Genomic DNA, 12923 nt, shown 5'->3' on the forward strand with positions numbered 1-12923 from the left:
TAACGGAGCCGTTCCATGGCGAGCAGCTACAGCATTGGAAAGCATTTCGAGGACCTGATCGACGATCTGGTCGAGAGCGGCCGCTATGCCACCGCGAGCGAGGTCATGCGCGAAGGCCTTCGCCTAGTCGAGGAGCGTGAAGAGCGGCGCAGGGTCAAGCTGGAGGCGCTGCGGGAGGAAATCCAGAAGGGGTTTGACAGCGGACCAATGGAAGAGGTCGATGTCCAGGAATGGATGAACGACATCAAGGCGCGGGGACGGCAGCGACTGGCCGCGCGCAAACGTGGCGAATAGATTCCGCAAGGCCCCACAAGCCGACCAAGATCTAGATTCGATCTGGGATTTCATCGCGTCGGACAGCGTTCGGGCGGCCGACAAGCAGATCGCGCGCATCGGCGAGATTTTCGAGATGCTCGTGGAAAATCCCTTGGCTGGCCGCGAACGGCGAGAATTGCGCGACAGCCTGCGCAGCTTCTCCGTTGGCAATTACGTGATCTTCTATGTCCCGCTGCCCGATGGAGTCGAGATCGTCCGCGTGATGCACGGCCGCCAGGATATCGGCTCTGACGACATGCAATAGTTGGCGGACTTGCTCGTCCTTACCCACCCACCACCAGATCGTCGCGGTGGATCATCTCGGACCTCCCGCTGATGCCCAGGATGGCCATCACGTCCGGGGACGAGCGGCCCTTGATCCGCTCGGCGACCTCGGCATCGTAGGCGATCAGGCCGCGGCCGACCTCGCTGGTATCAGGACCGCGCACGATCACGGCATCGCCGCGGGCGAACTGGCCTTCGACCTTGATCACACCGGCCGGCAGCAGGCTGGCGCCGGCACGCAGCGCCGTCACGGCACCGGCATCGATGGTCAGCGTGCCCTTCGGCTCCAGCGTGCCCGCGATCCACCGCTTGCGCGAGGTGATGGGGTTGGCCGGCGTCAGGAACCAGGTGCAGCGGCCGCCGTCGGCGATCGCCTGCAGGGGATGCTCGATCTTGCCCGAGGCGATCAGCATATGCGTGCCGCCTGTGGTCGCGATCTTGGCTGCCTCGACCTTGGTGCGCATGCCGCCGCGCGACAGCTCGGACTCGGCGTCGCCTGCCACGGCCTCGATCTCGGAGGAGATGCTGTCGACCACGGGAATGAGTTTTGCGTTCGGATTGTTCTTCGGCGGGGCGTCGTAGAGCCCGTCGATATCGGACAGCAGCACCAGCAAATCGGCGCTCGCCATGGTGGCGACGCGCGCGGCGAGGCGGTCATTGTCGCCGTAGCGGATCTCGTTGGTGGCGACCGTATCGTTCTCGTTGATGACGGGGATCGCGCGCCATTCCAGCAGCTTGCCGATGGTGGAGCGAGCGTTGAGATAGCGGCGGCGCTCCTCGGTGTCCTGGAGCGTGACCAGGATCTGCCCCGCGCCGATGCCGTGGGCGCCGAGCACCTCCGACCAGATCCGCGCCAGCGCGATCTGGCCGACGGCGGCGGCCGCCTGGCTCTCCTCCAGCTTCAGCGGGCCGCGCGGCAGCTTGAGGCGGCTGCGGCCGAGTGCGATCGAGCCCGAGGACACCACGAGCACATCGCGGCCCTCGCGATGCAGCTTGGCCATGTCGTCGGCGAGCGCGGCGAGCCAGGAGGCGCGCACCTCGCCCTTGTCGGAATCGACCAGCAGGGCGGAGCCGACCTTGACGACGATGCGGCGGAATTGACTGAGTTCGGGGCTGGCCATGTGTGTATGCGTTGGCGCGTGTGACGGATTGCTCTGCATCGGAAACGGCGGAGCGACAGGCGGCGCCGGTTAAGGCCTGCTTTTGCAGCAGGACGATGGCCGGCGCAAGGCGGCTAAAATGGTAAACGGCGCTTGTCCGGGACACGCGTCTGGCTCTAATTGTCGCCAACCATAATGGGCTCAAAGAGGAAACCGATGGATCGCCGCAACTTCATCGCCGGATGTCTCGGGTTGCCGCTGTTGGCGCAGGCGGGCGGATCGCAAGCGCAGGCCGGGCTGACAAAGATGATCTTCCCGTTCGCGGCGGGAGCGGGCGGCGACACGCTGTGCCGGCTGATCGCGCAGGAGATGGCGCCGGCGCTGCAACGGACCATCGTCGTCGAGAACCGTACCGGCGGCGACGGCCTGATCGGCATCAAGGCGGTGAAGGGCGCGAGTGCCGACGGCAGCATGGTGCTGGTGACGACGGGCCCCACCATGTACCTGCTGCCGATGGTGGAGACGACGCCGAGCTTCGACACGGCCAGGGATTTCATGCCGGTGTCGCTGTTGGCGCGGTTCGAATTCGCAGTCGTGATCGGCCCGGCGATTGACGCTGCCGATTTCAAGTCATTCGTGGCGTGGCTGAAGGCGCATCCGGACAAGACGTCGTTCGGGGTGCCGAGCAACGGCACCATTCCGCATTTCATGGGCTCCAAGCTCGAGAAGGATCTCGGCATTCCCTTGACCCGCGTGCCCTATCGCGGGAGCGCGCCTATCCTCAACGATCTCATCGGCGGCCATCTGTCGTTCGGCATCGTGACATTGGCCGATGCGCTGCCGCAGCACCGCGCCAAGGGCGTGAAGATCATCGCGGTCGCGAGCGCGGAACGTTCGCCGTTCGCACCTGAGGTTCCGACGCTGAAGGAGAGCGGCATCGATCTCGTCGCGGATGCCTGGTACGGCATGTGGCTTCCCGCCGGCAGCCCGCCGGACTTCGCCAGCAAGCTCGGCGCCGCCGCGAGTGCGGCGCTCGCCAGGCCCGAGGTGAAGGAGAAGCTCACCGCGATCGGGCTGATCCCGGTCGGCAGCACCGCGGATGGCCTGACCAAGGAGCTCGCCGCCAACACGGCGTTCTGGCAGCCGATCGTGAAGGCGACGGGGTACAAGATCGAGAATTGAATGCCGCGCGCTACTCTATCCCCTCATCCTGAGGAGCCGCGGAGCGGCATCTCGAAGGATGAAAGGCCCGGCTGTAGCAGCGGGGCCTGCATGGTTCGAGACGGCGCTTCGCGCCTCCTCACCATGAGGGTTTTAGAGCTTCGCGCGTTGCGCGATCCCGTCCTTGATCGACGCAAGCTCCGCCTCATCCCAGACGCCGATCAAAATGCCGCCCTTCACCTGGAGCTGGTTGTCGGCATAGTTCGCGATCTTCTCGCGCGGCGTGGTGATGTGGTCGTTGGGATGCAGGGCCCAGTCGAACAGCTCGGCCTGTAGCCTCGCGATGATCGCGGCGCATTCCGGATCGTCGCCGCGATCGACGTATTCCTCCGGATCGGTTTCGAGATCATACAGCATCGGGCGGAAGCCGGAGGCGTGGATGTATTTCCAGCGGCCGTCGAACACCATGAACAGGCGGCAGCGTTCGATCGGCTGGTTCAGCTTCAGCCGCACATCCTGCATGGCGTAGTCGTATTCGGAGAACGCCACCTTGCGCCAATCGCTCGGCGTTGGCCCGCGCAGCAGTGGCAGCAGCGAGCGTCCTTCGAGGATGTGGCCCGGCACCTTGCCGCCGAAATAATCGACGAAGGTCGGCGCGAGATCGATGCCTTCCACCAGCGCGTCGCTGCGCGTGCCACGCGTGGCGTCGGCTTCCTTCGACGGATCGATGATGATCAACGGAATCTTCGCCGACTGTTCGTGGAACAGATCCTTCTCGCCCATCCAGTGATCGCCGAGATAATCGCCATGATCGGAGGTGAACACGATCATGGTGGTGTCCAGCAGACCGCGCGCCTCCAAAAACTTCATCAGCACGCCCATCTGGTCGTCGATCTGGGTGATCAGGCCCATATAGGTCGGGATCACCTTCTCGCGGGCCTCGTCGCGCGCCATGTTGCGGGAGTAGCGCATGTCCATGTAGGCGCCGAACACCGGATGCGGGTTCTGGCGTTCGCGCTCGGAGCGGATCGCCGGGATCATGTCATCGGTCGAATACATGCTCGCATAGGGCTCGGGCGCGATATAGGGCCAGTGCGGCTTGATGTAGGACAGATGCAGGCACCACGGCCTGCCGTCGGTCTCGGCCTCGCTGATGAAGTCCATCGCGCGCCGCGTCATGTAGGGCGTCTCGGAGTGCTCGTCCGGCACGCGCGCGGCCTTGTCGGCATGCACCAGGAGCCAGCCGTTCTGCAAGGAGCCGTCGTCCGCTGCGCCGGAATTCGCCCAATGCTCCCAGGGATTGGGCGCCTCGAATCCTTGGCTGCGCAGGTACTCATCGTATTTCGGGCGCGGCCGTCCGGTCGGATGCAGGCCGTCGTCACGCTCATAAGGCTCGAACCCACATTCGGCGACGTGCACGCCGATCATCGATTCCGGCGGGATGCCGAGCGCCTTCATGCCCTCGAGATCGGGCGCCATGTGGGTCTTGCCGACCAGCACGTTGCGCACGCCGATCTTCTTGAGGTGGTCGCCGAGCGTGGGCTCGCCGACGCGCAGCGGCCAGCCGTTCCAGTGCGAGCCGTGCGAGCGCATGTAGCGCCCGGTGTAGAACGACATCCGCGACGGGCCGCAGATCGGCGACTGCACATACGCCTTGCTGAAGAGCACGCCACGCTCGGCCATGGCGTCGATGTTGGGCGTTTTCAGCGTGGGATGGCCGGTGCAGCCGAGATAGTCGTAGCGAAGCTGGTCGCACATGATCCAGAGAACGTTCTTCGCGCGCGCCATGCTTCGCCCCTGCCGTTTCTTGATCTTTTGATGCTGCGCTATCGCGCCAGCGAAGACAAGCGGGCCGCTTGAGCCGGTCGGATTACGCCGACCACGGCTCCGCTTCCGCCGCGCTCTTCGCCTTGGCCGATACCGGGGCCTCGCCGATCACTTCGACAAGCGCGCGCAACGCTTCCTTCACGCCGTCGCCGGTGATGCCGGAGAGCAGCAGAGGCGTCTTCTTGGCGGCGCGCTTCAGCCGGTCTTTCTGCTTCTTCAACTCGTCCGGCCCGACCGCGTCGATCTTGTTCAGCGCGACGATCTCGATCTTGTCGGTGAGCAGGCCGCCATAGGCGTTGAGCTCGTTGCGCACCGTCTTGTAGGCCTTGCCGGCATGCTCGCAGGTCGCATCGACGAGATGCAGCAGCACGCGGCAGCGCTCGACATGGCCGAGGAAGCGGTCGCCGAGGCCGGCGCCTTCATGCGCGCCTTCGATCAGGCCGGGAATGTCCGCCAGCACGAATTCGCGGCCGTCGGAATTCACGACGCCGAGCTGCGGATGCAGCGTGGTGAAGGGATAGTCGGCGATCTTCGGCTTCGCCGCGCTGACCTTGGAGAGGAAGGTCGACTTGCCGGCATTGGGCAGGCCGACCAGGCCGGCATCCGCGATCAGTTTCAGCCGCAGCCAAATCCAGCGCTCCTCGCCGGGCTGGCCGGGATTGGCGTTGCGCGGCGCGCGGTTGGTCGACGATTTGAAATGCGCGTTGCCGAAGCCGCCATTGCCGCCCTCGGCCAGCACGAACTTCTCGCCGACATCGGTGAAGTCGTGGATCAGGGTCTCGCGGTCCTCGTCGAAGATCTGCGTGCCCACGGGGACCTTCAGCACGATCGCCTTGCCGTTGGCGCCATGACGGTCCGAGCCCGAACCGTTCTCGCCCTTCTGGGCCTTGAAATGCTGCTGGTAGCGGTAGTCGATCAGCGTGTTGAGGCCGTCGGCGACCTCGATGACCACGTTGCCGCCGCGGCCGCCATTGCCGCCGGAAGGACCGCCGAATTCGATGAACTTCTCGCGGCGGAACGCCACGCAGCCGTTCCCGCCGTCACCGGAGCGGATATAGACCTTTGCTTCGTCGAGGAATTTCATGGGCCATAGGTAGGGCAGGCGGTCCCGCGCGGCAACCCGGACTTATCCCTGAATCGGCCGAATTTCGGCGAATTTGGCCCCGTGCTTAACCTGCAGGCCGTCTCCGGATCAGGAATTTCTGCATCCCCTCCAGCACCAGCTCCTTGCGCTGGTTGAATACGGTGCTTTTGAGCGTCACCGCGCCGGTCGTGCGACCCGGCACCAGCTCCGTGACCTCGAGCGCGGGATAGATGGTGTCGTCGGCGAACACCGGTTTGAGGAACCGGCTCGATTGCTCGAGGAAGCCGACCAGGGAGTCCTCGACCATGAACGGAAACAGGCCTGCGCCGGGCGCGGTGTGGATCAAGGTCTGGAAGCCGTGGGCGAGCAGATGCGGCATGCCGCGGCTGCGGCAATATTCCACGTCGTAATGCACGGGATGGGTGTCGCCGCTCGCGGTCTGGAAGGCGGCGAACACCGCCGAGGTCTGGGTGCGGCTCGGCAGTACGAAGCGCTCGCCGACCACGAAATCCTCAAACCAGCGTTGCGCGGGGATCATGCGATGCCGGGTCGGGTCGAAGTCGGTCATGTCCATGCTCTCTAGTTGGGGAGGCATCTATCGCTATCGCGCCGCGAAGAGTGCGACAATCCGTTCAATCAGCAGATGCGGGCTTGTCCGGCGCGCCCACGTGATTAAAACGGCGCCAATGCCCTTCTTCAAGAATCTCTCCGCCTATGACGACCGCTCCGCACGCCTGGCCGGCATTGCGCTGATGGTGCTGTCGATCTTCATGTTCTCGTTCGGTGACGCCATGGGCAAGTTCCTGGTCGGGACCTATTCGGTGGGGCAGCTCTTGTTCCTGCGCGCCTGCGCGGCGCTACTGCTGCTGTCGCCGCTGGTCTGGCGGCAGCGTCACCAGTTCCTGCATCTGGAGCGGCCGCGCCTGCAGCTGTTTCGCGTCGTGCTGTCGACGCTGGAAGTGGCCGCTTTCTTCCTCGCGACGGTCTATCTGCCGCTCGCCGACGTCATCACCTATTATCTCGCGGGCCCCATCTTCGTCACAGCGATGTCGGCGATCTTTCTGGGCGAGAAGGTCGGCTGGCGGCGCTGGACGGCGATCCTGATCGGCTTCTGCGGCGTGCTGATCGCGTTGCGGCCGTCGGCGCAGACGGTCAGCCTGCCGGCGCTGATCGCGCTCGGCGGCAGCCTGTCGTTTGCGACCCTGATGCTGATCACGCGCAGCCTGCGCAAGACGCCCGACATCGTGATGGCGTCGTCGCAATTCATCGGCACGTTCTCGCTGGGTGCCGTGCTGTCGGCATTCCACTGGGTGCCGCCGACACCGGGCAGCCTCGCGATCTTCGCACTGGCGGGTTGCGTCTCGGTGACGGCGCTGTTCTGCGTCAACCGCTCGCTCAAGCTGGCACCGGCGAGCGTCGTGGTGCCCTATCAATATTCGATGATCGTCTGGGCCGTAATCTTCGGCTTCGTCGTGTTCGGCGACGTGCCGTCGATTGCCACCATCATCGGCGCCGCCATCATCATCGGCGCCGGGTTCTACATTTACTTGCGGGAGCGGGATCTCGGCCGCCCGAGCAACGAGGTGAATCCGCCGGCGTAGCTGTGGTCACACTGTCGTCCCGGGGCGCGCGAAGCGCGAGCCCGGGACCCATACCCACAGGACGTCGTTTTGCGATAACTCGGAGTGGGAGCTTTGCGCCACACTTCTCCCTGGGATTATGGGTCCCGGGCTCGCGACTTCGTCGCGCCCCGGGACGACAGCGGAGAATGAGCAGCTCTCCGCCCTACCTCATCCGTCTCGCACTGCTCCAGTTCTTCAGCGACGACCACACGCCGCGTGACAGGCGGAAGCAATCGACGGGCGTGGACGAGCCCAGCGCGAGGAAGCGATGCAGCTGGACGCCGCTCCACTGGAAGCCGCACTTCTCCAGCACGTTGCGCGAGGCCGGATTGGTGACGCGCGCACCCGCATAGAGATGATCGTCCTCGAACTCCTCGAAGAAGAAATCGATCGCGCCGCGCGCCGCCTCGGTGGCAAAGCCCTGGCCCCAATGCTCGACGCCGAGCCAGTAGCCGAGCTCGGCATTGTCGGGCGTGGAGCGGTCGACGCCGACCATGCCGACCGGCCCGGTGTCGTGCTCGATCAGGAACACGGTCTCGCTGCCGAGCGCGGCGGTGGCGCGGACGAATTCGACGGCGTCGTCCTGCGAATAGGGGTGTGGAAGGCGACGGGTGTTTTCCGCGACGCGGCGGTCGTTGGCGAGGTGGGCGATGGTCCTGACGTCGGCGAGAGTCGGGCGCCGCAACGTCAGCCGCTCGGTGGCGACGACACTCGGTCTCGCCTCCCGCAAGGTCACGCTCGAGAAATCCTGCAACATGTCCGGCTCCGTCAAAGTCACTAAGTGAAAAGTGAGCAAGTCAAACGAAAGGGGAGGCCGGTTTCCCTGCCTCCCCTGGAGCCGTCTTGTGGACTCCGCCGGTTCGGTCAAGGACCCGGCGGACTCCAAATTTGGTCCACCGTCTATTCAGCCGCCTCGGCGATCGGGAGTACCGATACGAATGTGCGGCCGTTGGCTTTGGCTTGGAACGTGACGCGACCCTCGATCTTGGCGAACAGAGTGTGGTCCGTGCCCATGCCGACATTAAGGCCGGGATGCCAGGTGGTGCCGCGCTGACGCGCAATGATGTTGCCGGGAATCACGACCTCGCCGCCGAACGCCTTGATGCCGAGGCGCTTGCCCTTCGAATCGCGACCGTTGCGCGATGATCCGCCTGCTTTTTTGTGAGCCATGGCTCGTCTCCAAAATCCTGCGTATTTCTAGATCAATTCCTTGACGGAATCATTTCACAATTTCTCACGCATCAATTCGTGATTGCGCGTGATCAAATTATGCGGCGGCTTCTTCGGTGGTCGCTTCCTTGGCGACCTTCTCCCGCTTCGGACGCGGCCCCTTGGTGGGCTTGGCGCCGTCCGTCAGGATCTCGGAGATACGGAGGACCGTGATCTCGTCGCGATAGCCGCGCTTGCGGCGCGAATTCTTGCGGCGGCGCTTCTTGAACGCGATGACCTTCGGCCCGCGCTTGTGGTCGAGCACCTCGACCGCAACGGACGCGCCTGCGACCGTCGGGACGCCCAGGACCGGCGTGTCACCGCCGAGCACCAGCACTTCATTCAGCTGTATGATCGAGCCGACTTCGCCTTCGATCTTGCCTACTTCGAGAACATCATCCGGCACGACGCGGTATTGCTTGCCGCCGGTTTTGATGACTGCGAACATCGTTTTTTCTCCGTGTTCAAATCCCGGCCTCGCGACGAGAATCGTCCGGGCCGGCTTTTTGTCAGTCGCTATGGGTTTATGCGCGTTTTGTGCGGGCGGGAGTTATCCCTTTGAAAACCCACGCAAAAATAAGCGGCGCAAGAAACGCCCCGCGCCGGTTGTGGGACTTATAGCCGCCGGACGCGGCAAGTCAAGGAAAACCGCCGGAAACGGCCCGGATTTGAAGGATTTGGCATCCTTCGCGGCTCTCCGGCGAATCTGCAGCCGGCTTGCAACTTACGGGTTCCCGCGCCGTTGTCCCGGCCGGAACAGGTAACCGGGCAGGGCTTTCATGGCAACGGACGAACTGGTCAAGACGACGACGGGCATCGCCGCCCACGGCGCGGCACGGCTGCCGTCGGTGGACATCGACAGCTTCAACATCGAGATGAAGGACGAGGATGGTTTCCTCGGCGACCGCGCCAGCAAGGGCGCGTTCCGCGAAATCCTCGAGCGCTGGCGCAAGCCGCTGCGCAAGTCCGGCGAGGACCCGTTCGGCAAGGAGCCATCGGATGAGATCAGCAAGAAGACGCTGGACGCCATCCTGATCGGCGATGACACCGAGGCCTGGGCCGTGGTGCACAGCGCCATCGAGGACTTTGCCCAGGAGCTCGCTTACGTCACCCGTCGCTTCCTCAAGAGCAAGGCCTGGGCGAAGACCGAGCGCATCGTCGTCGGCGGCGGCTTCCGCGATTCACGGCTCGGGGAGCTTGCGATCGCGCGCACCGGGATCATCCTCAAGGCCGAGGATTTCAAGATCGACATGGTGCCGATCCGCGCCCATCCCGATGAAGCGGGCCTGATAGGCGCGCTGCATCTGGCGCCGTCATGGATCTTCGAGGCCCATGACAGCATCCTCGCCGTCGACATCGGCGGCACCAACATCCGCTGCGGCCTGGTGGAGACCGGCTGGAAGAAGGCCAAGGACCTCTCGAAGGCCAAGGTCGTGAAATCCGAGCTGTGGCGTCATGCCGATGACGAGCCGACCCGCGAGGGCGCGGTGAAGCGGCTCATCAAGATGCTGAAGGGGCTGATCACCGAGGCCGGGAAAGACGGCTACAAGCTCGCGCCGTTCATCGGCATCGCCTGTCCCGGCGTGATCAACGCGGATGGCTCGATCGAGAAGGGCGCGCAGAACCTGCCGGGCAATTGGGAGAGCAGCAAGTTCAACCTGCCGGCGAGCCTGATCGAGGGCATCCCTGTGATCGGCGAGCACGACACCGCGATCCTGATGCACAATGACGGCGTGGTTCAGGGCCTCTCCGAGGTGCCGTTCATGCAGGATGTCGATCGCTGGGGCGTGCTCACCATCGGCACCGGGCTCGGCAATGCCCGCTTCACCAACCGCCGCAAGGACAACGGCAACGGAAAAGACCGGGATTCTACTGAGAACGGCAAGAAAAAGAGTAAGGCGGACAAGGAGTAACCTTGACTGGTTAGGTTAAGGACCGGATTGCGTTGCGGCGCACAGGACACTCGCTACGGTCGAATCGTCGCCTCACCCTGGCCGGCGAAGCCGCCCTTCCCAGCCAGTATTTCAATGAGCGGCACGGGACCGCCAGTGTTTACCGCGTCTGGCGGTCCCACCCCTGTCTTCAGCTCCAGCCAATCCGCTGAAAGAACGCCGCGATCTCCGCGGCCGCGCGATCCGGATCTTCCCGATGCGGGAAGTGTCCGACGCCCGGAAACATCGCGAGATCGAGATCGCCAAACGTCTCGCCCAGACGATCGGTCCAGGCATAGGGAAACAGCGGATCGTGCTCGGCCCAGCGCACGCAGGTCGGCGCGTTGATCGGCGGAAGCGATAGGGCTTCGCCCTTCATCATCGCGACCCGCCCGGCATGCGAGGCGCGATAATGCGCAAAGCCGCCGGCGAGGTTGCCTTCTCTGAAGAAATTGTCGGCGAAGGCGTCGAGAACATCGTCGAAGGCGTTCTTCCGATGCGCCCAGCCCTTGAGGAAGTGACCGATATAGAGCCGGCAGCTCTCGCGGCTCGCGCCGACGAGCGCGGGCGCCATCTCCATCTGGTGGAAGGATTGATACCAGATGTGGTTGAGTCGATCAGGCGCCGCCATGCGCGGCCCGATGCCGGGATAGACGAAGTCGAAGAAGAACAGCCCCGCGAGCCGCTCGCCCGCCTGCCGGGCCAAAGGCTGCATCACGGCGCCGCCGACATCGTGGCCGACCACGGCGAATCGGTCGATGCCGAGCCCCTCCATCAGCGCCAGCATGTCGTCCGCATGGCCGTCCGGCCCAAAAGGCCCAATAGGCTTGTCGCTGTCGCCGAAGCCGCGCAGATCGGGCGCGATCAGCATGAAACGGTCCGAAAGCCTTGATATCACCGGCTCCCAGGTCAGCCAGAATTCCGGCCAACCATGCAACAAAAGCAGCGGTTTGCCCCGTCCCGCGCGGACCAGGTGGAAATCGGCACCATTGGCCTTGATCGTGAGATGCTCCACGGCAGTTCCTCCCGAGGGCTGGGGCGGGGGGCGAAAGAGGCAGCGGATTTTCCCCTTTCGCGCCTTGTCTGGCCCGCCATCCTCGCCTATTAACGCCCCCAACCACAGGGGCCCTGCTCCTTACTTGGCGCCTTCAGGAGAGGTGGCAGAGTGGTTGAATGCACCGCACTCGAAATGCGGCATAGGTGCAAGCCTATCGGGGGTTCGAATCCCTCCCTCTCCGCCATATCAAAACGGCTTTGAGAAAGCCCCGTCAAAGACAGCCTCTCTGCGTCGCGGCAGCCTCTGGTGTCGTCCCCGGGGGACCATAATCTGACACCGCACTTGCGACCGGCCGCCGAGCTTCTCCACAATGGCCCCCTCGCGAGGGCCCGGTCGAGGATCTGACGGATGACGGCTAAAATCGATCTGCTGACGCTGCAATTGTTCGTGGCGATCGTCGAGGAGCAGAGTATCGCGAAGGCGGCGGAGAAGAAGAACATCGCGGCGTCCGCGGTCAGCCGCCGCATCTCGGATATCGAGGACCTGTTTCAGGTCGAGCTGCTGCATCGTCATTCGAAAGGGATCGAGCCGACACCTGCCGGCTTCGCCCTGCTCGAGCACGCGCGCATCATCCTGGGAAATTTGAGCAAGCTCGAGAGCGAGCTGACGGGATACCGGCAGGGCAAGCGCGGGCTGATCCGGATCTGTGCCAACAAGTCCGCGATCCTCGAAGCCCTGGCGGATGAGCTCAGCCTGTTCCTGGAGCGGCATCCGCTGGTCCACATCGACATCGAGGAGGATCTCAGCCCCGCGATCGTGCGCGCGGTGGTGGAGAACCGGGCCGACATCGGCATTTTCGGCGGCAACATCGACGGGCAGGATCTGGAGCTGCTGTCCTATCGCAGCGACAGCCTGGTCGCGCTGGTCACGCGCGACCACCCGCTGGCGGGCCGTAACAGCGTTCGCTTCCGCGAGCTGGTTGATTTCGACTTCGTCAGCCTGGAGAAGGGCAGTTCGATCGAGACGCTGTGTGTCCGGGCCGCCGCGGCGCTCGGGCAGCACCTCAAGGTGCGCATCCGCGTCAGCAGCTTCGATGCGCTGTTTCGCGTCGTCGATGCCAGGATGGGGGTTGGTGTCGTGCCGCTGGAGATCGTTCGCGACCGCTACGGCGTCGACAGTCTCGTCACCGTCCCGCTCGATGAGTCCTGGGCGCGCCGCGACCTGGTCATCGGCGTGCGCGATTACAAGTCGTTGCCCTCGGTGACGAAGCTGCTGGTGGAGCATTTGCGGACCCATGACGATGCGCGTCTCACCGCGAGCGGCGTCTCCGACCGGCTGACGGTCGTGCGCGGCCGAAGCTAGCCTCTCTCGTGCGAGAGGCCCGCCATCGCC

Annotated in this window: 14 protein-coding genes and 1 tRNA gene; 7 read left to right on the forward strand and 8 right to left on the reverse strand. The window is 64.4% G+C overall.

All coding sequences use genetic code 11. The features are described 5' to 3' along the window. Positions 1-15: 15 nt before the first annotated feature. Both ABIB99_RS30015 and ABIB99_RS30020 read left to right on the forward strand, forming a co-directional pair. Positions 16-294: a type II toxin-antitoxin system ParD family antitoxin gene (locus tag ABIB99_RS30015; RefSeq protein WP_063980433.1), complete on the forward strand. Its 279-nt coding sequence runs from the start codon at positions 16-18 to the stop codon at positions 292-294. Then, positions 284-580: a type II toxin-antitoxin system RelE/ParE family toxin gene (locus tag ABIB99_RS30020; RefSeq protein ID WP_354178953.1), complete on the forward strand. Its 297-nt coding sequence runs from the start codon at positions 284-286 to the stop codon at positions 578-580. Before ABIB99_RS30015 ends, ABIB99_RS30020 begins: the two co-directional genes overlap by 11 nt. 19 nt (positions 581-599) lie before the next feature. On the opposite strand, the gene proB is transcribed toward ABIB99_RS30020, so the two are convergent. After that, positions 600-1721: a glutamate 5-kinase gene (gene proB / locus ABIB99_RS30025; RefSeq protein WP_028149988.1), complete on the reverse strand. Its 1122-nt coding sequence runs from the start codon at positions 1719-1721 to the stop codon at positions 600-602. Between the two features lie 195 nt (positions 1722-1916). Between proB and ABIB99_RS30030 the strand changes: the two genes are divergently transcribed. Beyond that, on the forward strand, positions 1917-2882 hold the full coding sequence (locus ABIB99_RS30030; protein WP_063980435.1) for a Bug family tripartite tricarboxylate transporter substrate binding protein: 966 nt from the start codon (positions 1917-1919) through the stop codon (positions 2880-2882). Between the two features lie 132 nt (positions 2883-3014). On the opposite strand, the gene ABIB99_RS30035 is transcribed toward ABIB99_RS30030, so the two are convergent. From ABIB99_RS30035 to ABIB99_RS30045, 3 genes are all read right to left on the reverse strand, one after another. Next, positions 3015-4649, reverse strand: coding sequence for an alkaline phosphatase family protein (locus tag ABIB99_RS30035; protein ID WP_354178956.1), 1635 nt, complete (start codon positions 4647-4649; stop codon positions 3015-3017). Positions 4650-4731: 82 nt separating this feature from the next. Continuing rightward, positions 4732-5772 (reverse strand): GTPase ObgE, encoded by a 1041-nt coding sequence (gene obgE / locus ABIB99_RS30040; RefSeq protein ID WP_063980437.1) that lies wholly within the window; start codon positions 5770-5772, stop codon positions 4732-4734. An 85-nt stretch (positions 5773-5857) separates the two neighbouring features. After that, a complete protein-coding gene (locus tag ABIB99_RS30045) occupies positions 5858-6340 on the reverse strand; it encodes a MaoC family dehydratase (protein ID WP_014490587.1) in 483 nt (160 codons plus the stop codon). A gap of 118 nt (positions 6341-6458) precedes the next feature. Between ABIB99_RS30045 and ABIB99_RS30050 the strand changes: the two genes are divergently transcribed. Beyond that, positions 6459-7373 carry a DMT family transporter gene (locus ABIB99_RS30050; protein WP_041960617.1) on the forward strand — a complete coding sequence of 305 codons (915 nt, stop codon included), beginning with the start codon at positions 6459-6461 and terminating at the stop codon, positions 7371-7373. Between the two features lie 184 nt (positions 7374-7557). On the opposite strand, the gene ABIB99_RS30055 is transcribed toward ABIB99_RS30050, so the two are convergent. From ABIB99_RS30055 to rplU, 3 genes are all read right to left on the reverse strand, one after another. Continuing rightward, on the reverse strand, positions 7558-8151 hold the full coding sequence (locus ABIB99_RS30055; RefSeq protein ID WP_071908626.1) for a GNAT family N-acetyltransferase: 594 nt from the start codon (positions 8149-8151) through the stop codon (positions 7558-7560). 143 nt (positions 8152-8294) lie between these two features. Further along, a complete protein-coding gene (gene rpmA, locus ABIB99_RS30060) occupies positions 8295-8564 on the reverse strand; it encodes a 50S ribosomal protein L27 (protein WP_011083253.1) in 270 nt (89 codons plus the stop codon). A 97-nt stretch (positions 8565-8661) separates the two neighbouring features. Beyond that, on the reverse strand, positions 8662-9051 hold the full coding sequence (gene rplU / locus ABIB99_RS30065; RefSeq protein WP_063980440.1) for a 50S ribosomal protein L21: 390 nt from the start codon (positions 9049-9051) through the stop codon (positions 8662-8664). 331 nt (positions 9052-9382) lie between these two features. On the opposite strand from rplU, the gene ABIB99_RS30070 reads away from it, so the two are divergent. Further along, positions 9383-10516 (forward strand): ROK family protein, encoded by a 1134-nt coding sequence (locus ABIB99_RS30070; RefSeq protein WP_354178961.1) that lies wholly within the window; start codon positions 9383-9385, stop codon positions 10514-10516. A gap of 169 nt (positions 10517-10685) precedes the next feature. On the opposite strand, the gene ABIB99_RS30075 is transcribed toward ABIB99_RS30070, so the two are convergent. Further along, entirely contained in the window at positions 10686-11549 is an 864-nt protein-coding gene (locus ABIB99_RS30075; RefSeq protein ID WP_354178963.1) for an alpha/beta fold hydrolase, read from the reverse strand. Positions 11550-11685: 136 nt separating this feature from the next. Here ABIB99_RS30075 and ABIB99_RS30080 point away from each other — a divergent pair. Together ABIB99_RS30080 and ABIB99_RS30085 are read left to right on the forward strand one after the other, a co-directional pair. Next, positions 11686-11775 (forward strand) — tRNA-Ser (locus tag ABIB99_RS30080). A 164-nt stretch (positions 11776-11939) separates the two neighbouring features. Then, a complete protein-coding gene (locus ABIB99_RS30085; RefSeq protein ID WP_354178965.1) occupies positions 11940-12893 on the forward strand; it encodes a LysR family transcriptional regulator in 954 nt (317 codons plus the stop codon). Positions 12894-12923 lie beyond the last annotated feature (30 nt).

Source organism: Bradyrhizobium sp. LA6.1 (genome assembly GCF_040547805.1).
GTDB lineage: Bacteria > Pseudomonadota > Alphaproteobacteria > Rhizobiales > Xanthobacteraceae > Bradyrhizobium > Bradyrhizobium barranii.